At 70.2% G+C, this 23,258-nt stretch carries 23 protein-coding genes; 9 read left to right on the top strand and 14 right to left on the bottom strand.

What is annotated here, in order from left to right; translation table 11 throughout:
- Nucleotides 1–73: 73 nt before the first annotated feature.
- Nucleotides 74–1,993, bottom strand: coding sequence for an ATP-dependent zinc metalloprotease FtsH (gene ftsH, locus ACGFY5_RS09735; protein ID WP_392719179.1), 1,920 nt, complete (start codon nt 1,991–1,993; stop codon nt 74–76).
- Between the two features lie 10 nt (nt 1,994–2,003).
- Nucleotides 2,004–2,321 (bottom strand): hypothetical protein, encoded by a 318-nt coding sequence (locus ACGFY5_RS09730; RefSeq protein WP_392719178.1) that lies wholly within the window; start codon nt 2,319–2,321, stop codon nt 2,004–2,006.
- 50 nt (nt 2,322–2,371) lie between these two features.
- Here ACGFY5_RS09730 and ACGFY5_RS09725 point away from each other — a divergent pair, with 50 nt between their 5' ends.
- Nucleotides 2,372–4,069: a cation:proton antiporter gene (locus ACGFY5_RS09725; RefSeq protein WP_392719177.1), complete on the top strand. Its 1,698-nt coding sequence runs from the start codon at nt 2,372–2,374 to the stop codon at nt 4,067–4,069.
- Here ACGFY5_RS09725 and ACGFY5_RS09720 read toward each other — a convergent pair.
- Nucleotides 4,066–5,322 carry an FAD-binding protein gene (locus ACGFY5_RS09720; RefSeq protein WP_392719176.1) on the bottom strand — a complete coding sequence of 419 codons (1,257 nt, stop codon included), beginning with the start codon at nt 5,320–5,322 and terminating at the stop codon, nt 4,066–4,068. The two genes, ACGFY5_RS09725 and ACGFY5_RS09720, sit on opposite strands and share 4 nt — an antisense overlap.
- Before the next feature lie 17 nt (nt 5,323–5,339).
- Between ACGFY5_RS09720 and ACGFY5_RS09715 the strand changes: the two genes are divergently transcribed.
- From ACGFY5_RS09715 to ACGFY5_RS09700, 4 genes are all read left to right on the top strand, one after another.
- Nucleotides 5,340–5,834, top strand: a complete 495-nt coding sequence (locus tag ACGFY5_RS09715) for a TspO/MBR family protein (RefSeq protein ID WP_392719175.1) — start codon at nt 5,340–5,342, stop codon at nt 5,832–5,834.
- An 83-nt stretch (nt 5,835–5,917) separates the two neighbouring features.
- A complete protein-coding gene (locus ACGFY5_RS09710; RefSeq protein ID WP_392719174.1) occupies nt 5,918–6,841 on the top strand; it encodes a hypothetical protein in 924 nt (307 codons plus the stop codon).
- Complete coding sequence (locus tag ACGFY5_RS09705; protein ID WP_392719173.1) at nt 6,838–7,251, top strand: phage holin family protein; 414 nt, start codon at nt 6,838–6,840, stop codon at nt 7,249–7,251. The genes ACGFY5_RS09710 and ACGFY5_RS09705 overlap by 4 nt, the downstream gene beginning before the upstream one ends.
- Nucleotides 7,227–7,991 (top strand): DUF3618 domain-containing protein, encoded by a 765-nt coding sequence (locus ACGFY5_RS09700; RefSeq protein WP_392719172.1) that lies wholly within the window; start codon nt 7,227–7,229, stop codon nt 7,989–7,991. The genes ACGFY5_RS09705 and ACGFY5_RS09700 overlap by 25 nt, the downstream gene beginning before the upstream one ends.
- A 51-nt stretch (nt 7,992–8,042) precedes the next feature.
- On the opposite strand, the gene ACGFY5_RS09695 is transcribed toward ACGFY5_RS09700, so the two are convergent.
- From ACGFY5_RS09695 to ACGFY5_RS09685, 3 genes are read right to left on the bottom strand one after another with little or no spacing between them, the layout of a single operon-like run.
- On the bottom strand, nt 8,043–8,867 hold the full coding sequence (locus ACGFY5_RS09695) for an HAD family acid phosphatase (protein ID WP_392719171.1): 825 nt from the start codon (nt 8,865–8,867) through the stop codon (nt 8,043–8,045).
- Between the two features lie 52 nt (nt 8,868–8,919).
- Entirely contained in the window at nt 8,920–9,111 is a 192-nt protein-coding gene (locus ACGFY5_RS09690) for a ferredoxin (protein ID WP_392719170.1), read from the bottom strand.
- A gap of 27 nt (nt 9,112–9,138) precedes the next feature.
- Complete coding sequence (locus tag ACGFY5_RS09685; RefSeq protein WP_392719169.1) at nt 9,139–11,307, bottom strand: MMPL family transporter; 2,169 nt, start codon at nt 11,305–11,307, stop codon at nt 9,139–9,141.
- A 316-nt stretch (nt 11,308–11,623) separates the two neighbouring features.
- On the opposite strand from ACGFY5_RS09685, the gene ACGFY5_RS09680 reads away from it, so the two are divergent.
- From ACGFY5_RS09680 to pntB, 4 genes are all read left to right on the top strand, one after another.
- Nucleotides 11,624–12,391 (top strand): winged helix-turn-helix domain-containing protein, encoded by a 768-nt coding sequence (locus ACGFY5_RS09680; protein ID WP_392719168.1) that lies wholly within the window; start codon nt 11,624–11,626, stop codon nt 12,389–12,391.
- A 60-nt stretch (nt 12,392–12,451) separates the two neighbouring features.
- Entirely contained in the window at nt 12,452–12,676 is a 225-nt protein-coding gene (locus ACGFY5_RS09675) for a hypothetical protein (RefSeq protein WP_392719167.1), read from the top strand.
- 227 nt (nt 12,677–12,903) lie between these two features.
- Complete coding sequence (locus tag ACGFY5_RS09670; protein ID WP_392719166.1) at nt 12,904–14,490, top strand: Re/Si-specific NAD(P)(+) transhydrogenase subunit alpha; 1,587 nt, start codon at nt 12,904–12,906, stop codon at nt 14,488–14,490.
- A 3-nt stretch (nt 14,491–14,493) separates the two neighbouring features.
- Nucleotides 14,494–15,930 (top strand): Re/Si-specific NAD(P)(+) transhydrogenase subunit beta, encoded by a 1,437-nt coding sequence (gene pntB, locus ACGFY5_RS09665; RefSeq protein ID WP_392719165.1) that lies wholly within the window; start codon nt 14,494–14,496, stop codon nt 15,928–15,930.
- 118 nt (nt 15,931–16,048) lie between these two features.
- On the opposite strand, the gene ACGFY5_RS09660 is transcribed toward pntB, so the two are convergent.
- From ACGFY5_RS09660 to ACGFY5_RS09625, 8 genes are all read right to left on the bottom strand, one after another.
- Complete coding sequence (locus ACGFY5_RS09660; protein ID WP_392719164.1) at nt 16,049–16,867, bottom strand: ABC transporter ATP-binding protein; 819 nt, start codon at nt 16,865–16,867, stop codon at nt 16,049–16,051.
- Nucleotides 16,864–17,832 (bottom strand): FecCD family ABC transporter permease, encoded by a 969-nt coding sequence (locus ACGFY5_RS09655; RefSeq protein WP_392720450.1) that lies wholly within the window; start codon nt 17,830–17,832, stop codon nt 16,864–16,866. The genes ACGFY5_RS09660 and ACGFY5_RS09655 overlap by 4 nt, the downstream gene beginning before the upstream one ends.
- A gap of 56 nt (nt 17,833–17,888) precedes the next feature.
- The gene (locus ACGFY5_RS09650) at nt 17,889–18,926 is read right to left on the bottom strand and encodes a FecCD family ABC transporter permease (RefSeq protein ID WP_392719163.1); all 1,038 of its coding nucleotides are present in this window, start codon (nt 18,924–18,926) and stop codon (nt 17,889–17,891) included.
- Nucleotides 18,923–19,963 (bottom strand): iron-siderophore ABC transporter substrate-binding protein, encoded by a 1,041-nt coding sequence (locus ACGFY5_RS09645; RefSeq protein WP_392719162.1) that lies wholly within the window; start codon nt 19,961–19,963, stop codon nt 18,923–18,925. Before ACGFY5_RS09645 ends, ACGFY5_RS09650 begins: the two co-directional genes overlap by 4 nt.
- Before the next feature lie 63 nt (nt 19,964–20,026).
- A complete protein-coding gene (locus tag ACGFY5_RS09640) occupies nt 20,027–20,386 on the bottom strand; it encodes a hypothetical protein (protein ID WP_392719161.1) in 360 nt (119 codons plus the stop codon).
- The gene (locus ACGFY5_RS09635; RefSeq protein ID WP_392719160.1) at nt 20,383–21,246 is read right to left on the bottom strand and encodes an extradiol ring-cleavage dioxygenase; all 864 of its coding nucleotides are present in this window, start codon (nt 21,244–21,246) and stop codon (nt 20,383–20,385) included. Before ACGFY5_RS09635 ends, ACGFY5_RS09640 begins: the two co-directional genes overlap by 4 nt.
- On the bottom strand, nt 21,239–22,048 hold the full coding sequence (locus tag ACGFY5_RS09630) for a citryl-CoA lyase (RefSeq protein WP_392720449.1): 810 nt from the start codon (nt 22,046–22,048) through the stop codon (nt 21,239–21,241). Before ACGFY5_RS09630 ends, ACGFY5_RS09635 begins: the two co-directional genes overlap by 8 nt.
- 4 nt (nt 22,049–22,052) lie before the next feature.
- Nucleotides 22,053–23,225: a CaiB/BaiF CoA transferase family protein gene (locus tag ACGFY5_RS09625; protein WP_392719159.1), complete on the bottom strand. Its 1,173-nt coding sequence runs from the start codon at nt 23,223–23,225 to the stop codon at nt 22,053–22,055.
- Nucleotides 23,226–23,258 lie beyond the last annotated feature (33 nt).

The raw sequence follows: 23,258 nt of genomic DNA, 5'->3' as shown, positions 1-23,258 counted from the left end.
AGTTGCCCCGCGGCCGCGCGGCGGCTGCGCCGCGGCGCGGGCGCTCAGAGGCGAACGCGCCGCGGCGCGGGTGTCAGGCCTGGGCGCTGGCCCCGGCCGGGGGTGCCGAGAGCGCGCGGTCGGCGATCGCGTGTACTGCCTTGCCGTCGACCGTTTCGTGCTCCAAGAGCTGCCCGGAAAGCTCGTCCAGGGCGGCTCGATGGCGGGTGAGGAGGTCGATCGCGCGGACCTCCGCCTCGCGGAGGAGACGCGCGACCTCCTCGTCGACCACGCGCTGCGTCTGCTCGCTGTAGGCCCGGTCCGCACCGCCGACCCCGAGGTACTGGGGCTGGTCGTTCGCATACCCCACCGGCCCGAGCTTCGGCGACAGCCCGAACTCCCGCACCATCCGCGTCGCCAGGTCCGTGGCCTTCGCGAGATCGTTCGACGCCCCCGTCGACCCCTCCCCGAACACCACGAGCTCCGCCGCACGCCCACCCAGCTGCACCGACAACGTCGTCGTCAGCTGCTCCTGCGAGTACAGGTGCCGCTCGGCCTCGGGCAACTGCTCGGTCACCCCGAGCGCCATCCCGCTCGGCAGGATCGTCACCTTGTCGACGGGATCCGCGGCGGGCGAGAACGCCGCGACCAGCGCGTGCCCCGACTCGTGCACGGCCACGCTCTGCTTCTCGTTCGGCAACAGGAAGTTCGACCCGAGCCGCTGCCCCAGCAGCACCCGGTCCCGCGCCTGCGACAGGTCCGCCGCCGTCACCTCGGCCCGACCGTCCCGCACCGCCACGATCGCGGCCTCGTTCAACAGGTTCGCCAGGTCCGCTCCCGAGAAGCCCGGGGTGGCCCGCGAGGTCGCGTTCAGATCCACGTCGGACGAAAGCTTCTTGCCGCGCGCGTGAACGGCGAGAATCGCCTCCCGCTCGGCCTGGTTCGGCAACGGCACCGCGACCTGCCGGTCGAACCGCCCCGGCCGCAGCAGCGCCGGGTCGAGCGTCTCCGGCCGGTTCGTCGCCGCGATCACGACCACACCGGTCGACGGGTCGAACCCGTCCATCTCGGCGAGCAACTGGTTGAGCGTCTGCTCGCGCTCGTCGTTGCTCGCGAATCCGCCCGTGTTGCGGCGCTGCCCGATCGCGTCGATCTCGTCGATGAAGATGATCGACGGAGCCCGCTTGCGCGCGTCGGCGAACAGGTCACGCACGCGCGACGCACCCACACCCACGAACAGCTCGACGAACGACGATCCCGTGACCGCGAAGAACGGCACCGACGCCTCCCCCGCGACCGCGCGGGCCAGCAGCGTCTTACCGGTACCGGGCGGCCCGGCCATCAGGATGCCCTTGGGCCCGACCGCGCCCGCCGCGGCATACTTGTCGGGCTGCTTGAGGAAGTCGACGACCTCGGTGACGTCACGCTTCACGCCCTCGTACCCGGCGACGTCGGCGAACGTCGTGTCGGGACGCTCGGAGTCGATGACCTTCGCAGTGGAACGCCCCACCCCGCCGAACATGCCGCCGATCCCGCCGAGCTGGGCGCCCTTGCGTGCCTGCCGCCCGATCCACCAGAAGTACGCGACGAACAGCAGCAGCGGCGCGAGCGAGAGCAGCACGCCCCAGAACGAGCTGCTGGCGCCGGTGGCGGTGAAATGCGGAACGGTGTCGGGGTCCTTCACCGCGGTGAGGAACGCGTCGTCCGGGCCGTTGAGACCGGTCGGGTAGTGCGAGGTGAACTCGTCGCCGCCCGCGAAGTTCGACCGGTACTTGCCGGTGATCGTGCCGTCGGCACGGAGCTGCAGCGTGTCGACGTGCTTGGCGGCGATCTGGTCGCTGAGCGTTCCGTACTCGACGGTCTTCACGCCCATGCGCCCGAACGGGAAGAACAACAGAAAAAGCGTCAGAGCGACGCCGATCGGAATGAGGTAGCGACGCCAGGCAGGGGGCGGAGGCGGTGCCGGAGCCGGGGGCTTGTCCCTGGGCGGCCCGGAACGCGCGTTTGCGGTCATGATCGGGAGGCTACTTCTCGGGTTTGGGACGGGTGAACAACAGGCCCGCGATGACCGCCAGCGCGACCAGCAGGCCACCGATCAGCACCCACTGCCACCACCCGGTCGCGCGTGGATGCTGCCGGTAGAACTCCGCGCGGGCCTCCTCGCTCGTCATCGGCGTCGGCGCCGCGGTGGTGACCCCCGCGGTGGGTGAGGCCGTGACGGTCGCGGCGGGTTCGTCCCTGGCCACCCAGGCCGCGCTCAGCGACCCGACCGCCGCGAGCAGCCCGATGCCGAGCAGCACGATCAGCAGTGCCCGCCCGCGCCTCGTCTTCTTGTCCGCCACGCTGGGAGCCTATCCACGGCCACCGACAACACCGTGGTTAGGCTGCCCCGGTGAACGCCGGAATCCTGCTCGTTCTGCTCGCTCTGGGTGCGATCGCCATCTCCGCGTTCGGGCGTCGCGTCAACGCCCAGCCGGGATTGTTGATCCTGGTCGCCGCCGCCGGTGTCTCGTTCGTTCCCGGGCTCCCCCGGCTCGAACTGGATCCGGAGCTGATCCTCGGGCTGGTCGTGCCACCCCTGCTCTACGCGGCGGCGCTGGAGTTCTCGTTCTTCAGTTTCATGCGCAACCTGCGGGCGATCCTCGGCCTCGGCGTCGTCCTGGTACTGCTCACCGCCTGGCTGTCCCGGGTCGCTGTGGACCTCATGCTGCCGACGCTCGGCGCCGGCATCGCACTGCTGCTCGCGTCGATCGTCGCGCCGCCGGACACGGTGACGATCACCGCGCACGGCGAGGAGATCGGGCTGACCAAGCGCGTCACGGCACTGCTCACCGGCGAGAGCCTCGTCAACGACGCGATGGCGCTGACGCTATTCAGCATCGCGCTGGCGACCACCGGCGGCGAAGAGACGTTCATCGACAACGGCGCGCTGCTGTTCTTCTGGTCGGCGATCGTCGGCGTGCTGATCGGCTTCGCGCTGGGCAACCTCGCGACCTTGATCCGGCGCCGGCTCGACGACCCGACGCTCGGCACGGCGATCGGGCTGGTCGTGCCGTTCGCCGCGTATCTGGCGGCCGAGGAGGCGCACGCGTCCGGGGTGCTGGCGGTGGTCGTCGCCGGGTTCAACGTCGCGGTCGAGTCCGAGTTCGGCAACCGCAGGCGCCAGCGGCTGGGCTTCCGGACGCGGATGACCGAGCGGGAGGTGTGGCCGGTCCTCGGTGCGCTGCTCGAGTCGTTCGTGTTCGCCTACACCGGGCTGCAGATGAAGTTCATCATCGACGACCTGCGCGAGTCCGGCGAGCCGCTCGGGAAAACCCTGCTCACCGGAATCGTGCTGCTGTTCGTCGTCATCGCGGTGCGGTTCCTGTGGGTCGCGCTGATCTTCGGGCGGCGGCTGCTGGCGAACCAGTCGCTGCAGCGGCGCCTGCAGGACCCGCTGTTCCGCAAGCGCTGGGACGACCGCATGCAGGAGCTGACCGAGCGGCGGGGGCGGGCGCCGGAGGTGCCCGAGGCGCTGGGCTGGAAGGAGCAGGTGCTGCTCTCCTGGACGGGCATGCGCGGCATCGTGACGCTCGGCGCCGCGGGTGGTATTCCGCTGCTCACCGAGGAGGGCGCGCCGTTCCCCCACCGTGACACGCTGCAGTTCCTCGCGTACTTCGTGGTGTTCGGCACCCTCCTGCTCCAGGCGCCGACCCTTCCCCTGCTCGCGCGCTGGCTCACGATCGACACCAGCGACGAGGACCGCATCGCGCTCGAGCAACTCGCCCGCGCCGAACAGATCGCCACCGACGCCCGCGCCGGAAAAATGCCGGAGATCCCCGAAGAGAACCAGCCCGGTCGAGATCGGCCCGGCGCCCGGAACGGCGCCGCGGACCGCGGTCGCGCGGACCGACCGCGCCGCCGGGCCCGCAGCGGCCGCCTGGTCCGCGGCGAGGCGAAGGCGGCGGCCGACCCGGCGGCGCTCGACGAGTACGACCGGCAGCGGGAGGCGCTGTCGATCTCCGTGATCGGTCGACAGGTCGACGACGAGGCCGCGCAGGTCGTCCTCAACCGGATCGACCGGCAGCAGGCCGCCGCCGAGACGCTCTAGAGGTACTTCCCGGTGAACGCGTTCCGGAATTTCCCGTCCGGGTCGTACCCGGCGATCAACGTCCGCGCGTCGGCGAACCGCGGATAGCGGGCGGCGACGTCGGCCGGTTCCATCGCGAACACCTTGCCCCAGTGCGGCCGCGCACCCAGCGGCGCCAGCCCTTCTTCCAGCGCCCGCACGACCGGATCGACAGCGACCGGATCGGGGTGCCAGGTGAAGTGCAGCGCGACGCTGTCCTGCCGGTACGCCTCCGACAGCCACAACTCGTCCGCGGCGATCGTGCGCAGCTCACTGACGTGCAGCACCGGAGCGATCGTGTCCGCGAGACCGCTCAGCACGTCCAGCGCCGCCACGGCGTTCTCGATCGGCAGCAGGTACTCCGTCTGCAGTTCGTCCCCCGCGCTCGGGGTGAACTCGAGCCGGAAGTGCGGCAGCCGCTCGTGCCACGGCCCCGCCACACCACCCTGCTGCGTGGTGAAGCCGGGGTCCTGCCCGGGCACGGGGTTGCGCTGGCTGGGCGCCAGCGTCGCGCCGAGCCAGTCCCGGCCGTGCGGCCACTCCCCGGCGTCGACCCGGTGTTTGATCCACACCTGCTCGGCGAACGGCCGCTGCCAGGTGAGGAACACGCTGACGCTGTAGGCGGACGTCAGGATCTCCCGCAGGTTGACGCGCAACGCGGACAGGAACAGCCGCTCGTAGACGCGCTGCTCCACCTCGAAGCGTGGCTGGATGTCCAGGCCCAGCGCGGTGACGACGCCGATCGAGCCGAGCGTGACCACCGACCCGTCGAACCCCTCGTCGCCACGCCGCAGGACCGTCAGTTCCCCGCTGGGCGTCACCAGCTCGATCGCGTTCACGGCCGACGCCAGGCAGCCGTTCGTGATGCCCGAGCCGTGCGTGCCGGTGGCCACCGCACCGCCGATGCTGATGTGCGGAAGCGACCCCAGGTTGTGCAGCGCCCACCCCTCCGGGTCCAACGCCTGGGCGAGTTCGCCGAAGCGGGTGCCCGCACTGACCGTCACCGAGCGGCGGTCGGCGTCGATCTCGATGCGGCGGGGCAGGTCAGCGACGGTGAGCAGGTCACCTGTGGTGTCGGCGACCGTGCTGAACGAGTGCCCGGTGCCGAGCACGCGGATGAGCTCACTGTCCGCGACGAGCTCCTGCACCGCCTCGACGCTGACCGGGCGATGGAGCGTCAGGGTGGAGAACTCGACATTTCCGGCCCAGTTCTTCAGGGGTTGAGCGATGACCATGGGGTTATCTTCCACGCATGGCCATGACATCCGCGCACGACCGCCGCCCTTCCGTCCCGGCCGGGCTCGGCCTGGCCGGGTTCCTGCTCGCGGCGTTCGCCGCCGCAGCGGTCGGCGGGGTGGCCAGCGCCGATGCCGGTTCGTACTACAACGGGCTCGACCGGCCGGCCTGGGCTCCGCCGAGCGGGCTGTTCGGACCGGTGTGGACGGTGCTCTACACGATGATCGCGATCTCGGGCTGGCTGGTGTGGCGGCGGGTCGGGCTCCGCGCGGTGCCGTTCGGTCTGTACGCCGCCCAGCTGGTGCTCAACGGAGCCTGGACGTGGCTGTTCTTCGGGTTCGAGCAGCCGGGTGCCGCGTTCGCCGAGATCGTCGTCCTGTGGCTGGTGATCCTGGCGAATGCCGTGGTGTTCCACCGGGTGTCGCGGGCCGCCGGTTTGCTGTTGGTGCCGTACCTCGTGTGGGTGGGTTACGCGGCCGCTCTGAACCTCGCACTGTGGATCACCAACTGATTACTGAGCGCAATAGGTTTGCTCCGTTCGTCTGAGGACACTCCAGCGGGGACCTGATCCCCCGAGTGCCCCCAGGGGTAACGATGACGAGCACACCCAGCACGACGGATCGTGCCCGCGAGACCGCAGGCACAGCCCAACACGAAGGTTCGGCGCTCGCGCAGAGCGCGAAGGAGTCCGGCTCCCAGGTCGCGTCGACCGCCGGCGCGGAGGCTTCCCACGTCGCCTCCGAGGCGAAGGCGCAGGCCACCGATCTCCTCCGGACGACCCGCGACGAGGTGAACACCCAGGTCGACACCCAGCGGCGTCGCCTGGTGGACGCACTGCGCACCACCGGCGACGAGCTGAACTCCGGTGACGGCCAGTCCGCGCTCACCAGCGAGCTCAGCCAGCGTGCGTCCACGTACGCCCGGCGGTTCGCCGACTACCTCGACGAGCGCGGCCCGGACGCGGTCCTGAACGACGTCCGGTCGTTCGCACGGCGCAAGCCGGGCACGTTCCTGCTGCTCGCCGGCGCTGCCGGTGTCGTGGCCGGGCGCGTGTTCCGCAGCGTGTCGGCCGCCTCGAGCGACTCCGGCACCAGCCAGCAGACGCGACAGTCGTTCGTGGACGACGACGTACCGAGCTATCGGGACACCACGTACTCGGGCCTGGGTGTCGGCGCCACCGAGACGATCCCGTCGACGCCGGGGGTCGCCCCCTACGCCGACGACGTCGCGGTCGGTGTCGCCGAGGTCCCGCCGGCTGCGGGCACCGGCTACGTGCCGCCCGCGACCGGATACGTGGCACCGGAGGCCTACCCGCCGGTCCCGGAGCCGCCGCTGAGCGAGCCCTACCCGCCGACCGGCGCCGGCTACGGCACCGACGAGCCCGGCTACCGCGACAGCGCGTACCCCGCGGCACCCGCCGGAGCCCCGGCCGCCGACCCGTACCCGCCGGTCACCCCGGCGACCGAGGACCCGTTCGCCGACCCCCGTTTCCGTGAGCCGCGTCAGGACGAGCGATGACCGCGCCGGGCCCGGAGGCACCCCAGAGCATCGGGGACACCTCCATCGGTGACCTCGTGCGCAACGTCGCCGACGACCTCACGACTCTCGTCCGGCAGGAAATCGCTCTTGCGAAGGCCGAGACGAAGGACGAGGTCACGAAGGCCGGCAAGGCCGGCGGCGCGTTCGGCGGAGCCGGCGTCGCCGGCTGGCTGGCGCTGCTGTTCATCTCGCTCGCGATCATGTACGGCCTCGGCGCGGTGATCCCTGTCGGATGGGCCGCGCTGATCGTCGGCGTGCTCTGGGCGATCGGCGCCGCCGCGCTGGCGGCGTACGGACGCAACAAGGTCCGAGAGGTCAACCCGGTTCCCAAGCGGACGGTCGAAACGGTGAAGGAGGACGTGCGGTGGGTCCAGAACAGGAACGCGTAGGCCAGCACTCGGCTGAGCCGTCGAAAGAGGCCATCGAGCGCGACATCATGCGCCAGCGCATGCGCCTCGGTGACGACGTCGACGCGCTCGTCGAGAAGGTCAGCCCGCGGCAGGCGGCACGCCGCCAGGCCGGTCGGGTCACGCACGCCGCATCGACGATGAAGGAGCGGATCATGGGTACGGCTTCGGACGCCGCCCACAGCGTCCAGGACACGGCAGCACATGCGGCACACCGCACGCACGACAGCGCGGCCGGCGCGGGCCACGGTCTGGCCGACGCGGGACACGGACTCGCCGACCGGGCGGGCAGCGCGAAGGACTCCACGGTGTCCGCCGTCGGCAGTGCGAAGGACTCGACGGTCTCGGCCGCCCAGAGCACCGCGCAGACCGCCCGTCGGCAGACCGAGGGCAACCCCCTCGCCGCGGGGCTGATCGCGTTCGGTGTCGGCTGGCTGGCCTCCAGCCTGTTCCCGGCCACCCCGCCGGAGCGCAAGGCGGGCGCCGCCCTGCGCGAGCACGCCGAAGAGCCGGTGCGTCAGGCCGGTCAGGCGCTGGGCGAGAAGGCCAAGGAGGTCGGCGAACACCTGAAGCAGCCCGCTCAGGAAGCCGCCCAGCAGGTGAAGGACACCGCGACCAGCGGTGTGCAGAACGTCAGGGACGAGGCTCAGGGCCAGGCCCAGGACCTCAAGGGCGAGGCGAAGGACCGTGCGGGCTCCGTCCAGGAGACCGCACGCCAGTAGGAACGCGGTACGTCTGCGGGGCCGGGCTCAGCCCGGCCCCGCAGACGTCTGTCAGGGCAGGAAGTACGTGGGGTTGGGCAGCTTGAACGTCCGGTTGGCGTAGCCGCCCTTGAGGTCGCTCCACTGGTCGCCGAAGTTCGCGACGATGTCGAAGCCGAGCGACTCGATGTGCGCGCGGGTCGCGGACTTGTAGTGGATCGTCGTGCAGGTGCCGTTCGGGTCGCTCGCGCAGGCCTTCTTCAGGTAGGCCGGGTAGTCCGCGACCGCCGGCTTCGTGAACAGGCCGTCTTCCCCGTTACCCAGCGGGGTGGGCTTCGGGTAGCCGGCGTCCACACCGGTGCCGTCGGCGGTGAGGTTGCCCAGCGTCGCGGTCTCCTGCGCCGCGCCGCGCCCGGTGAGGTAGAAGATCGCGTAGCCGTGGCGTTCGGCGGCCTTCGCCAGGTTCACCATGCCGGGCACGGCCGGGAACTTCTGCCCGAGGACGAACTCGGCATTGCTCGCCGGCGTGAACGCGAAGTTGACGGCGATCTCGTAGTTCCAGGTGTTGAGCGTCGTGTCGTCGACGTCCATCAGGATCGCCTTGTGCTTCGCGCCCCGGTACGGCTTCCCGAGGTACCGGGTGCCCGAGGCGGCGACCTTCTTCGCTTCCTTGGCGTAGTTGCTGCTCGCCCCGAACGTCCCGGTGCCCAGGGCGTCGCCGTAGTAGTTCTTGATCTGTTGCCGGACGACATCGATGTTCGGCACGTCGTTTTCCGACCGCGGGGTCGTGGTCTTGATCGACGGCTCGGGGGTGTCCGCGATCGCGATGCCACCGCCGACGAGCGTCAGCGCGCCTACCAGCGCGGCCAGAACGACGAGCAACCTTCTACCGCCCACAACGGCCTCCGCACGTTCGAAGATGAACAGTTGGCGGCTGGAAGGTTAACGCTCACTCGATGTGCAGCGCTTGCAATGGACACGAATCGACGCCGAGGCGCGCGATCTGCTCCTTGCCGGGCGGAACGTCCGCCCCCGCGCCGAGTGTGCTGTACCCGTCGTCATCGAGCGGGAACAGGTCCTCGTCGACCATGTTGCACTGACCGTGCGCTTCGCAGCGCTCGTTCTCGACCCGTACCTTCATGGGATGCCACGTTAAGACATCGTGGCGTCATGAAGGGGCGAACTCGCGCTCTCCACTATGGTGCTCCTGGAGGGCGGCGCCCTCCACGTCGAGTTCCGGCAGCCACCGCAGCCAGCTCGGCAACCACCACGCCGACGCCCCGAGCAGCGTCAACGCCGCCGGCATCGCGATCATCCGTACCACGATCGCGTCGAACAGGATCCCAAGGGCGAGCGCGAACGCGATCGGTTTGATCGTCTGGTCGCCCTCGGGGATGAAGCCCGCGAACACCGCGAACATGATCGTCGCCGCGGCCACGACGACCGGTCCGGCCTGTCTGAACCCGGTCACGACCGCGTCGCGCGGCGAGGCCCCGAGCGCGTGCGCCTCGTGCATCCGCGATACCAGGAACACCTGGTAGTCCATCGCGAGCCCGAACAGGATGCCGACGACGATGATCGGCATCAGGCTCAACAGCGGCCCGGTGACGTCCACGTTCACCAGGAACGTCAGCCAGCCCCACTCGAACACGGCCACCGTGGCGCCGAACGACGCCCCTACCGTGAGCAGGAAGCCCAAAACCCCGGCGACCGGCACGAGCAACGACCGGAAGACCAAGATCAACAGCACCAACGCCAGTCCGACGACGAGCAGCAGGTACTGGGGCAGGGCGTGGTTCAGCTTCTGCGACACGTCGACGCTCACCGCCGTCTGGCCGGTCACGGAGAGCCGTGCCGTGCCCCCGACCGAGCGCAGCGCGTCCCGGAGCGAGCCCACCAGCGACACGGTCTCCGCGCTGTCCGGCCCCGACTTCGGGATCACGGTGACCAGCGCGGCGTTGGCGTCGGAGTTGAGGCTCGGGCCGGTCGCGATCGCGACGTCGTCCAACGTCTGGGCCTTTTCCAGGGCCGCGGCGGCCACGGCCCCGGCGTCCTCGCCGTCGGCGAGGACGATCAGCGGCCCGGTGAAACCGGGGCCGAAGCGGTCGGACAGGATCGCCGCCGCGCGCGCCTGGGTGGTGCCCGGGGCGGGTTCCTGGTTGAGCGTCGTGCGCATCGAGACGACCGGGATCGCGATGACGCCGAGCGCGACGACCGCGGCCAGCAGGCTGAGCGCCGGGCGGTCGCTCACCAGCCGGGCCCAGCCCGCGACGAACCCGCGCGAGTGGTGCACCGGGGCGGGGTTGCCGTCGCGGAGCGTCGGGCGCATTTTGCGCGGCAGCGCACGCAGGCCGAGCAGTCCGAGCACGGCGGGCACCAGCGTCACCGCCACCAGCACGGCGACGACGATCGTCGCGGCGGCCGCGAGGCCCATCTCGGTGAGGAACGGGATCCCGGCGACGGCGAGCCCGGCCAGCGCGATCACGACCGTGATACCGGCGGTCACCACAGCGGACCCGGCCGTGCCCACGGCCAGCGCGGCGGCCTCGGCGATCGGTTTCCCGCCGAGCAGCTCCTGGCGGAACCGCGTGAAGATGAACAGCGCGTAGTCGATGCCGACCGCCAGCCCGAGCATGACCGCCAGGACGGGCGTGGTGGCCTGCAGGTCGACGAATCCGGTGAGCGTCGTGATGCCCAGCGCGCCGATGCCGACGCCCACCAGCGCGGTGAGCAGGTTCATCCCGGCGGCCATCAGCGACCCGTACGTGATCGCCAGCACGATCAGCGCCACCACGACACCGCCGGCCTCGCCGACCCCGCCGACGTCACCGCCCTGCTCCTGCGCGGCCTCGCCGGTCACCTCGACGGTGAGGCCGGACGTGGACGCGTCGGCGACCGCCTCCAGGAGCGCGTTCCGCTGCTCGGCGGTGACCTCGGACGCCGGTACGGCGTAGGTGACGGTGCTGGAGGCCGCGCGCCCGTCCGCGGAGACCACCGGCGACGCCGGGTTCAGCGGGTTGGTCGCGCTGACGACTCCGGGCAGCCCCGACAACTCCTCGACGACCGCGTTGACCCGCGGAGCGACGTCGGTGATCGCGCCGGAAGCCTCGAACACGACCTGGGCGGTCGCGCCGTTCGCCCCGCTCCCGAACCGCTGCCCGATCTTTTCGAGCGCGGTCGTCGACTCCTGGCCGGGGATGCTGAACGTGTTGACGGTCTTGCCGGATAGCGTGACCGCGCCGACCCCGGCTCCGACCAGCGCGAGCACCCACAACACGGCGACCAGCACGCGGAACCGGTACGCCCCGGCCCCCAAGCGGTACAGCAGAGTTGCCATAACCAGGGTATCTCCGGGATTTGCCCGTTTCACTCTATAAACGGGCAAAACGACCGACTCCGTCTCTCCGGTGCCGCTCCGATCGGCATCCGGACGTCGATCCCGACGAGGCCGCGAACCCGACGCTCAATCCGCACGTGCGTTAGGTCAACGGCGCGCGACACGGTTATCTGGCCAGTGAGCACCACGGCGTCGTGGGTGCGCGTGGACGGGCGGCCAGGACTCACACCGTGGTGAGTCAGATGCCACAACCCGCACCGTGTGGAAAGTTAGTTAGGGTTACCTAACTCGCGACGCCCGGAGGAGAACGGATCCCATGACAGCGCACGCCGGCCCGATGCCGGTCACCCGTATTCGCTCCGGACGCAGTGGAGGCCCGGCGCGGTCCGCGCGGGTGACCGTCGAGATCGACCTCGCCGGGGGCCACGCCCCCGGCGTCGCGTCCGCACTCTGCGCGGAGATCAGCGACCTCCTCGCCGAACACGCCCGCTCCGGCGACACCTCCGTCTCCGCCTCGGTCTCCCTGGGCTTCGGCGACGCCCCGATGCGCACCGCGATGCCGTCGGCCCCGCTCTTCTCCGGCGGCGAGACGGGCAGTCCGACCTGGGCGCCCGCCACCGACGCGGCCGACCCTGCGGCCCGCGGGACCGACGCGGCCGGCGGGGCGGCCCCCGGGACCGACGCGGCCGGCGGGGCGGCCCCCGGGACCGACCCGGCCGGCGGGGCGACCCGCGATGGCGCGGCAGGGGCGGCCCGCGCCGCGGCCGGCGCGGTGCCCGGGTTGCGGATCGTGGCGGGGCGGCGGGAGGCGGTTCAGGACGGCGTGGAGTTACCGCTGACGCGGCGAGAGTTCGACCTGCTCTCGTACCTGGCCCGCAACCCGCGCCAGGTGTTCAGCCGCAGCCAGCTCATCGACGCCGTCTGGGGCGCGCGCTACCGCGACAGCGAACGCACGATCGACGTCCACGTTCGGCGCATCCGCGTCAAGCTCTCCCCCACCGGTCCCCAGATCGTCACCGTGCGCGGCGTCGGCTACCGCCTGGACCACCCCGACCGCGTCGCGGTCGTCCCCGGCGTCGAGTGACGTATCACCGCCCGTTCCCGCGGCTCTGTCCTCCCAGGAAGTGATCCGAGGGAGGCCCCCATGGCACAGGAATACGACGACACCAGCCTGTCGCAGGTGATCGCGGTGTTACGCGAAACGACGCCCGAGATCCACTCGCTAGAGCTGCTCGACGACGTCACGATCCGCATCAACAAGGAGATCGTCGTCGAAGGCGACTCCCCGGCCGAAATCGCGTCGCTGCTCGAGTTCTTCATCGCTGAAGACCTGTGGATTCGGAGCACGGAACCCGATCAGAGCGCGTGAACGCCCCCCATTTTTGTCACTCTCGTTAGACTGAATCAATTGAGGAGGCGCCTTTCGGCGCAATCGGCGTGAGGCGTTCGTTACATCGGTATTCGGGCTCGAAGAATCCGTGTCAACATCACGCACGTCGTGGTCGCCGCGCTGACCGGGGTCCTCGGAATTGTGCCGTCCGCTCCCGCGGGCGGCTTTTTCCGCTCGCCGGTCGCGCGCCGAGGGAAGGACTCACGTTGGCAGCTCAGACACTCGGGGTGGTAGCCGAGTCCTCGCCCGGAGAAACCCGCGTGGCCGCGACACCGGCCACCGTCGGGCAACTGCTCAAACTCGGATACGACGTCGTCGTGGAGTCCGGCGCCGGCACGCAGGCCAGTTTCGCCGACGAGGCGTTCGTGGCCGCGGGAGCCCGGATCGCGCCCGGCCCCGAGGTGTGGGCCTCGGACATCGTCCTGAAGGTCAACGCCCCCTCCGCGCCGGAGATCACCGCGCTGGCCGACGGTGCGACGCTGGTCTCGCTGATCAGCCCCGCCGCGAACCCGGCGCTCGTCGAGTCGCTCACGAAGCGGCCGATCACGGTGCTGGCCATGGACGCCGTTCCGCGCATCTCGCGGGCGCAGTCGATGGACGTGCTGAGCTCGATGGCGAATATCGCCGGTTACCGTGCCGTCATCGAAGCCGCACACGCGTTCGGGCGGCTCTTCGGTGGCCAGGTCACCGCCGCCGGGAAGATGCCGCCCGCGAAGGTGCTGATCGCCGGTGCGGGTGTGGCCGGGCTGGCGGCGATCGCGGCCGCCAACAGCCTCGGTGCGGTCGTGCGCGCCACCGACCCGCGGCCCGAGGTCGCCGAGCAGGTCGGGTCGCTGGGCGGGGAGTTCCTCGCGGTGAACGTCGAGCAGGAAGCGTCGACCGACGGGTACGCGAAGGCGACGTCCGCCGACTACGACGCCGCCGCGGCCGCGCTCTACGCCGCGCAGGCCGCTGACGTCGACATCGTGATCACGACCGCGCTGATCCCCGGGCGCGCGGCGCCGACGCTGCTGACCGCCGAGCACGTCGCGTCGATGAAGCCCGGCAGCGTGATCGTGGACATGGCCACCGCGCAGGGCGGCAACGTCGCCGGCAGCGTGGCGGGGCGCTCGGTCGTGACCGAGAACGGTGTCACGATCATCGGCTACACCGACCTGGCCGGGCGCCTGCCCGCCCAGGCCTCGCAGCTCTACGGCACGAACCTCGTCAACCTGATGAAGCTGCTCACCCCGGAGAAGGACGGCCAACTCGTTCTCGACTTCGACGACGTCGTCCAACGCACGATGACCGTCGTCCGCGACGGCGAGAAGACGTGGCCGCCGCCCCCGGTAGCCGTCACCGCGGCCCCGAAGCCCGCTGCGGGCGCGAACGGCGCGGTCGCGGCCAGCGGAGCCGCTACCGGCGGCACGGTGGCCGGGCAGGGCGCCGCAGCTGCCGCGAAGGCCACGAGTCCGGCTCGGCGGGCGCTCGTGCCGGCGATCGCGGCGGTGGCCCTGTTCGCGATCATCGGGTTCGCGCCGAGCGAGCTCACCGCGCACTTCACGGTGTTCGTCCTGGCGATCGTCATCGGCTACTACGTCATCGGCAACGTGCACCACGCGCTGCACACGCCGCTCATGTCGGTCACGAACGCCATTTCCGGCATCATCGTCGTCGGCGCCCTGCTCCAGATCGGCCACGACCAGGTCCCGGTGACCGTGCTCGCGTCGATCGCGATCCTGCTCGCCAGCATCAACATCTTCGGCGGTTTCGCCGTCACCCGCCGCATGCTCGCCATGTTCTCGAGGAGTTGAGCAGTGACCATCACCTCCGCGGCACAGGCCGCGTATCTGATCGCCGCCCTGCTGTTCATCCTCAGCCTCGCGGGCCTGTCCAAGCACGAAACCTCCCGCGCCGGCGCCACCTCCGGCGTCATCGGCATGACGATCGCCCTGATCGCCACGATCGTGCTCGCTATCGACGGCGACATCGACGTCCTCGGCATCGTCCTGATGGTCGCCGCCGTCGTCATCGGCGCGGGTATCGGGCTCTGGCGGGCCCGGATCGTCGAGATGACCGGCATGCCGGAACTCATCGCGCTCCTGCACAGCTTCGTCGGCGCCGCCGCCGTGCTCGTCGGCTGGAACGGCTACCTCGAGCACCAGAGCCTGACGGGGAGCTTGCTCGGCATCCACCACGCCGAGGTCGCGATCGGCGTCTTCATCGGCGCCGTCACGTTCACCGGCAGCATCGTCGCGTTCCTGAAGCTCTCCGCGCGGATCAACTCGTCCCCGCTGATGCTGCCGGGCAAGAACTTCCTCAACGTCGGCGCGCTGGTCGTGTTCGTCGCGCTGACGATCTGGTTCGTCGCCGCGCCGAACCTCGGCCTGCTGATCGCTCTGACCGTGCTGGCGCTCGCCCTCGGCTGGCACCTGGTCGCCTCGATCGGCGGCGGCGACATGCCGGTCGTCGTGTCGATGCTCAACAGCTACTCCGGCTGGGCCGCCGCGGCCTCCGGCTTCCTGCTCTCCAACGACCTGCTGATCGTCACCGGCGCGCTGGTCGGCTCGTCCGGTGCGTACCTGAGCTACATCATGTGCCAGGCCATGAACCGGTCGTTCATCAGCGTCATCGCCGGTGGGTTCGGCATCGCCGCGGGTCCGGGCGAGGACAAGGACTACGGCGAGCACCGCGAGATCAGCGCCGACGGCACCGCGGAACTCCTCGCGAACGCCCGCAGCGTGATCATCACGCCCGGCTACGGCATGGCGGTCGCGCAGGCGCAGTACCCGGTCGCGGAGCTCACCCGGACACTGCGCGACCGTGGCGTCGAGGTGCGCTTCGGCATCCACCCGGTCGCGGGGCGGCTACCCGGCCACATGAACGTGCTGCTGGCCGAGGCGAAGGTGCCCTACGACATCGTCCTGGAGATGGACGAGATCAACGACGACTTCCCGGAGACGTCGGTCGTGCTGGTCATCGGCGCGAACGACACCGTGAACCCGTCCGCGGCCGAGGACCCGACTTCGCCGATCGCGGGGATGCCGGTCCTGCACGTCTGGGAGGCGGAGAACGTCATCGTGTTCAAGCGCTCGATGGCCGCCGGCTACGCGGGAGTGCAGAACCCATTGTTCTTCCGCGAGAACACCCAAATGCTCTTCGGCGACGCCAAAGCACGCGTCGAAGACATCCTCCGCGCGCTGACCGCGTCGGCGTCGGCCGCACCCACCCGGGAGCCCGCACCGGTGCGCTGAGGCCTGCACACCGTGGGGGGTCATGACCCTCCACGGTGTGCACTCCTGAGCGGGCCAGGCGGGAGTCGCGAGAGGAACGCAGGCACTTCTGCCCGGCGAGCCGCGAGCGGTGGACGAATTACCGACGACCATCCGGAGAACTCACGTGATGGCGCCCGAGCGGCAGCATCAGCGGTTTGTCCGACGTCGGGTCGATGATGATCTTGCTGTCGAGTCCGAACACCGCGCGGACGGTGTCCTCGGTCAACACGTCGGCCGGCAGGCCCGCCGCGTGCAGCCGGCCGTCGGCCAGCGCGATCAGCTGGTCGGCGTAGCGCGCCGCCATGTTCAGGTCGTGCAGCACCATGACGATCGTCGTGCCCCGCGAGCGGTTCAGGTCGGTCAGCAGGTCCAGCACCTCCACCTGGTGGCTGACGTCGAGGAACGTCGTCGGCTCGTCGAGCAGCAGCACGTCGGTCTGCTGGGCCAGCGCCATCGCGATCCAGACGCGCTGGCGCTGCCCGCCCGAGAGCTCGTCGACCGAGCGGTCGGCCAGTTCGGCGGTGGACGTGGCGTCGAGCGCGGCCGCGACGGCACGGTCGTCCTCGTTGCTCCACCGGGCGAGCACCCGCTGGTGCGGGTGGCGCCCGCGGCTGACCAGGTCGGACACCGTGATGCCCTCCGGTGCGATCGGCGACTGCGGCAGCAGGCCGAGCGTCCGCGCGAGCTCTTTGGGTGGCATCGTGTGCACGGCTTTGCCGTCGAGCAGGACGTGGCCGGCGCGCGGAGCGAGCAGTCGGGTCATCGACCGCAGCAGCGTCGACTTGCCGCAGGCGTTCGCCCCGACGATCGCGGTGATCCTGCCGGGAGGCACGATCAGGTCGAGCGACTCGATCACGGTGCGATCGCGGTACCCCAGCGAGAGGCTCTCCACGTTCAGCGTGTGTTGCGACGTCACAGCGAGCCTCCGACCCGGTTCGACCGGACGATCAGATAGATGAGGTACGGGGCGCCGAGCACGCCGGTGATGACGCCGACCGGGTAGCGCGTCCCGAACGCGAACTGGCCCACGAAGTCGGCGATCAGCACGAGCAACGCGCCGACCAGCCCGGCCGGGAGCAGCAGCGTGCCGCCCGGTCCGAACAGCCGCGCCGCGATCGGACCGGCGAGGAACGCGACGAACGCGATCGGGCCGGTCGCGGCGGTGGCGAACGCGATCACACCGACGGCGGCGACGATCACCAGGAACCGGGTGCGCTCCAGGCGGACGCCCAGCGCGGCCGCGGCGTCGTCACCCAGTTCCAGCAGCGTGAGGTTGCGCGCCTGGATCAGCAGGACCGGCGTGAGCACGACCATCGCGAGAACGACCGGGACGACCTGCGCCCAGGTGGCGTTGTTCAGGCTGCCGGCGAGCCAGCGGGTGGCCTGCTGCAGGTCCCACTGACCGGCCTGCGAGAGCAGGTAGGAGGTGGCGCTGTTCAGCATCGACGCGATGCCGATCCCGATCAGGATCAGCCGGGTGCCGGCGACACCGTCCCGGAACGACAGCGTGTACACGAGGATCGCGACGACCAGCGCGGCGACGATCGCGAACGTGGACACGCCGGTCTCCGACAGGCCCAGCACGACGATCGCGAACACGGCGGCGGTGCCGGCGCCGGCACTGATGCCGATGATGTCGGGGCTGGCCAGCGGGTTGCGCAGCATCGTCTGGAACGTGGTGCCGCCGATCCCGAAGCAGAACCCGGTGAGGATCGCCAGGACCGCGCGGGGCAGGCGCAGCTCCCCGACCGTGAACGAGGCTCCGGGCACGGTCCGGCCCAGGATCACGTCGAGGACGTCGGAGAGCGGGTAGTACGTGCGCCCGAAGCTCAGCGACACCCCGAACGCCACGACGATCAGCGCCGCGAGCACCGTCAGCATCGTGCGACGCCGGAGCGCGCGGCGGTGGCGGCCGCGGACCACGACCCCGACTGTGCTCACAGCTCCCGCACCTTCTGCTTCCGGACGATGTAGATGAAGAACGGGGCGCCGACCAGCGCGGCCAGAATGCCGACGTCGATCTCGTCGGGGCGGTTGACGATTCGGCCGAGCACGTCGGCGACGGTGAGCAGCACCGCGCCGAGGACGGCCGAGAACGGCAGCAGCCACCGGTGGTCGGTGCCGACGATCAACCGGCAGACGTGCGGCGCGATCAACCCCACGTACATGATCGGACCGGCCGCGGCGACCGCACCGGCACAGAGCAGGACGGCGCCGATCGCCGAGAGTGCACGCGTAACGGCGACCCGCTCCCCCAGCCCCGTCGCCAGCTCGTCACCGAGCGCCAACGAGTTCAACGGCCGGGCGACGGCCAGCGACACCACGAACCCCACGACGAGGAACGGCGCGACCTGCCGCAGGCTCGAGAACGTGGCCCCGCCGACCCCGCCGATCTCCCAGGACAGGAACAGCCCGGCGACGTCACCGCGGGGCAGGACCACCGCACGGATCAGCGAGATGAACGCGACCGTCGTCGCGGTACCGGCCAGCGCGAGCTTCAGCGGCGTGGCGCCACCCCGGCCCAGCGACCCGACCGAATAGACGAACACCGCGGCGAGCCCGGCGCCGACGATCGCGACCCAGACATAGCTGGTCACCGACGACAGGCCGAACGTCGTGATGCCGATGACGATCGCGAGCGCGGCACCCATGTTGACGCCGAGGATGCCGGGGTCGGCGAGCGGGTTGCGCGTCACGCCCTGCATGACGGCACCGGAGACGGCCAGCGCCGCCCCGACGACCGCCGCGAGGATCGTGCGCGGGATCCGCTTGGTGACCGCGGCCTCGTTCAACGTGTCCTGCTGGCCGAGGACCGCGTGCCAGATGTCGGCCAGGCCGACGTGCCGGGAGCCGATCGCGACGGAGGCGAACACGGCCGCCAGGAGCGCGGCGACCGCGAGGACGATCCAGGCTGTCGTGACCGGCGCCGGACGCCGCACGACGGCGGCGTCCGGCTGGGGAGCAACGGTCGTCACTTCACTTTGTCGGCGGCAGTCGCCAGCAGCTCGACGTAGTCCTTCGTCACGTACGAGATCGACAGCGGCGTCGGGTTCGCGGCGGTGGCCAGCGGGCCGCTACCGGGGAAGAACACGACCGAGCCGCGCTTGATCGCGGGGATCTTGCCGAGCAGCGGGTCGGCCTGCAGCTGGCTGAGCAGCTTGTTGTCCGCGTCGCCGTAGGACACCATGATGTCCACGTCGTTCAGCTCCTGGATCTGCTCGGAGCTCAGGCTGCCGGAGAACTCCGTGGAGCTCGCCGAGGCCTTCTCGACCGCCGGGGCGTCCTTCAGGCCGAGGTCGGCGAAGAACTGCACGCGGGTGTCGTGCGCGGTGTAGTAGGTGACCTTGCTCAGGTCGGCCGGGTCGATGTGCGTGATGAACATGGCGGACTTGCCCGCGATGCTCGGGTGCTTGTCGACCTCGGACTTGACCTGCGACTCGATGTCGGAGATCAGCGTGTCGCCCGCGGACTTCAGCCCGAGGGCCTCGCTCTCGAGCTTGATCGTGTCGCGCCACGCGGTGGCCCACGGCGCCGACGGGTAGGCGACGGTCGGGGCGATCTTGCTCAGCGTGTCGTAGTCCTGCTTGGTCAGACCCGAGTACGCGGCGAGGATGACGTCCGGCTGTGTGTCGGCCACGGCCTCGAAGTCGATGCCGTCGGTCTCGTCGAACAGCACCGGCTTGGTGTCGCCGCCGAGCTCGTCGAGCTTCTTCTTGGTCCAGGGCAGCAGGCCGTCGGTGTCGTCGTCGCCGAAGTTGGCCTTCGCGAAGCCGACCGGCACGATGCCGAGCGCCAGCGGAACCTCTTCGTTCGCCCAGTTGACGGTCGCGACCCGGACGGGCTTCTTCTCGATCGTCGTGGTGCCGAGCGCGTGCTTGATCGTGACCGGGAACGCTGCGGAGCCGGCCGAGGCGTCCGAGGACGCCGAGTCGTCGTCCGAACCGCCGCAGGCGGCCAGAGCGACGCTCATGGCCACCGCGACAGTTCCGGCGAGGAACCGGTTTAAGCGCATGGTGTTACAACTCCTGAAATGTGGGGCAGGAGAGCCTAACCTAACATGCGCTGGTCACAGGCCCTACGTGGCGATGTCGGGGTACGGCAGCGAGATGTGTGACATCCGCTGCGCGTACGCCTTCACGTAGCCCAGCGGCTCGTGGTCGTGCTCGAACATCGCGATGAAGAGCGTCAGCGTGAGGAACGGGTGCGCGCCCATTTCGAACAGCCTGACGTGGTCCTGGGCGACCAGGGCCTCGCGCTCGGAGTCGGTGAACTCCAGCCAGGTCGACTTCTCCTGGGTGGTGACGTTCAGGATCTCGTTGGCCTTCTCGGCCTCCCACCACGCCACCGTGCCACTGGGGTCGGTCTTGTAGCGCTCGACGAGGTCCGGGTCACGGTCCACCGTGTAGAGGAACTTGTTCACCAGGTACTTGCTCACTGGGACTCCCCCTTCGGGTACCAGGTGAAGTAGGCCTCCATCGTGTGGAACAGGTCGACCGTCTCCACGTAGTCGGCCTTCGCGCCCTCGCCGGCGACGCCCATCATCAGCATGAAGTCCATGAACCCGTGCGTGGCGTTGCCCGGCAGGTGCAGGCTCTCGAGCGTCACCTCCGCGAGGGACTTCTCGATGTCGCCGGACGCGATCCACTCGACGGCCTTGCGGTCGAACTCCGGGTCCGGGCCGGTCGGCCCGAACTGGCGTGGCCCACCCAGCTCCAGCGAGAGGTGCCCGGTGCCGATCACCGCGACCCGCTGGTTGCCCGGCATCGACTCCACGAGCTCCCGGATCGTCCGTCCCAGCTGGACGAACCGCTTCGGCTGCGGCAGCGGCGGCGCGAAGATGTTCGTGTAGATCGGGACGATCGGCAGGTCGGCCTCGGGCCGCAGCGTGATGATCGGGCAGGTCACGCTGTGGTCGATGCGCAGCTCGTTGCTGAACGCGAGGTCGAAACCGGCGTCCAGGCCTTCGCGCAGGATGTGCTGGCTGAACGCCTCGTCACCGGCCAGGCGCATCCGCGGCAAGCCGAACTCGCGCTCCTCGTTGTACCAGTTGGCGTCGTAGACCGGCGCCTTGCCGACGAGGAACTGCGGCATGTTGTCCAGCCACAGCTGGTGGAAGTGGTCCGAGCCCACCATGACCAGCACGTCGGGACGCGCCTTGGTGAGCGTCTCCCGGAAGTTCTGGATCTTGGCGATCCACTCCGCCGCGAACGGTGGTCGTTCCTCTTCCGGCAGCGTGCTGGTCTTGTAATAGAACGGGTGGTGCGTGGACGCGATGACCGCGACCAGTTCAGCCATGAAGCCCTCCGTTGGACTGTGTCTGTTCGGGTTGGGGTGCTACCGACTTGTTGTTCAAATCCACCGACAGGAAGATGTCGTTGGCAACGGGGTGCCGCAGCTCTTCGGCGAGTTGCCCGATGAGACCTGCGGTGCGGGCCAGCAGCGCGAAGCCTCGCAGCAGCTCCAGCGGCAGACCGAGGTCCGCGAGCGCAGCGCCGCACACCCCGGCGCCGTTGAGCGGCAGCGTCTTACCGAGGATTTCCGGGTGCACCCGCCCGATCGCGGCGAAGAGGCTCAGGTGCTCCCCGACGAGGCCCTCCTCCTCCGCGATCTGGAACAGGCGCGGCGTGCGCGGGTCGCCGTCCTTGTGCACGTGGTGGCCGAGGCCGGGAATGAACCTCTTCGCCGCCCGCTGCGCGGCGACGACCTCCCGGGCGAAGTCGTCCCAGCTCGCTTCCGGCTGCTTGCCGGCGAGCGCCTCGTGCAGGAATCGTCCGCAGTCTTCGGTGACGCCGAGGAAGCGCGAACCCCCGCCGAGCAGCCCGGCCGCGAGGGCCCCCTGCACCGAGTCGGGGGCGGACAGGTACGTCAGGCGGGTGACGATCGCGGTCGGCGTGAACCCGTGATCGGCCAGCGCGGCGAGCACGGCCTCGAACACCCGGGTCTCGCCCGCGCTGGGGCGGCGCTGGGTGGCGAGCCAGAACGCCAGCTCACCGAACCCGACGTTGCCCATGACGTCGTTCGCCAGGCTCTGCCCGAGCAGCGTGATCTCGTGCCTGCTGGAAGCGCCCAGCGCGGTGGGATAGACCGGCCGGTCGATCTGCTCAGCCACGGCGGGCCTCCTCGGCCGTCTCGGTCAGCCAGCGCCGGATCTCGTCGCCGTGTTCATCCAACTCCGGTGGGGCCGAGCGGTAGGTCGGCGGGGTCGCCGAGAACCGGATCGGATTGCGCACCGTGGGTATGCCTTCCACCGCTACGACGGGCTGCAGGCCCAATCGTTCAGCGAGTTCCACACCACCTTGCACCGTGTTGATCGGGCCACACGGGAGGCCGGCCTCGGTGAGGATGCCGAACCAGTCCTGCGCGCTCTTCGTCGAGAGCGCTCCGAGCAGGAGCGGACGCAGCTCCTCGCGGTTGTCGTTGCGGTTGCCGATCGTGTCGAACCGCTGGTCGTCGGCCCACTCGGGGTGCCCGAGCACCTCGGCGAGCTTGCGGAACTGACCGTTGTTGCCCGCGACGACGATCAGCTCGCCGTCGCCGGTCTGCAGGGGCTCGTACGGGAACAGGCTCAGGTGCGCGTTGCCCATGCGGCTCGGCACCACACCCCCGGCGACGTAGGCCGAAGTCTGGTTCACCAGGGACGACAGTGCGGTCGAGAGCAGGTTCGTCTCGATGTGCTGGCCCTCGCCGGTCTCGTCCCGGTGGTGCAGCGCGGCCAGGATGCCGATCACCGAGTGCATGCCGGTCATGACGTCGAACACCGAGATGCCGGCGCGGAACGGCTTGCCGTCGGGGTCGCCGGTGAGGCTCATCAGACCGGACATGCCCTGGACGAGAAGGTCGTAGCCGGGGAGCTTGGCGCCGCCCTCGGCGCCGAAGCCGCTGATCGAGCAGTAGATGCTCTGCTCGTTCCGGGCCCGCACGGACTCGTAGTCGAGGCCGAAGCGCACCAGGCCGCCGGGCTTGAAGTTCTGGATGAACACGTCCGCCCGACGGCTCAGCGCGTGGGCGACCGCGAGGTCGTCGGGGTTCGTGAGGTCCAGCGCGATCGACCGCTTGTTGCGGTTGACCGCGAGGTAGTAGGTGCCGACCCCGTCCCGCGTGGGAGGTACCCAGCCGCGGGTGTCGTCACCGGCGGGGCCCTCCACCTTGACGACGTCGGCGCCGAGGTCGGCGAGCAGCATCGTGGCGTACGGCCCGGCCAGCACCCGCGAAAAGTCCGCGACCACCACCCCCGAGAGCGGACCATTACTACTCACGCGACCCCCAACCACCATGCGGACACTTGTCCGCCAGCCTCTCGTGCGTTC

It is taken from the genome of Cryptosporangium sp. NPDC048952, assembly GCF_043197895.1.
Lineage (GTDB): Bacteria > Actinomycetota > Actinomycetes > Mycobacteriales > Cryptosporangiaceae > Cryptosporangium.
The sequence above is the reverse complement of the archived record's forward strand: the minus strand, read 5'-3'. Positions and strand labels throughout refer to the sequence as shown.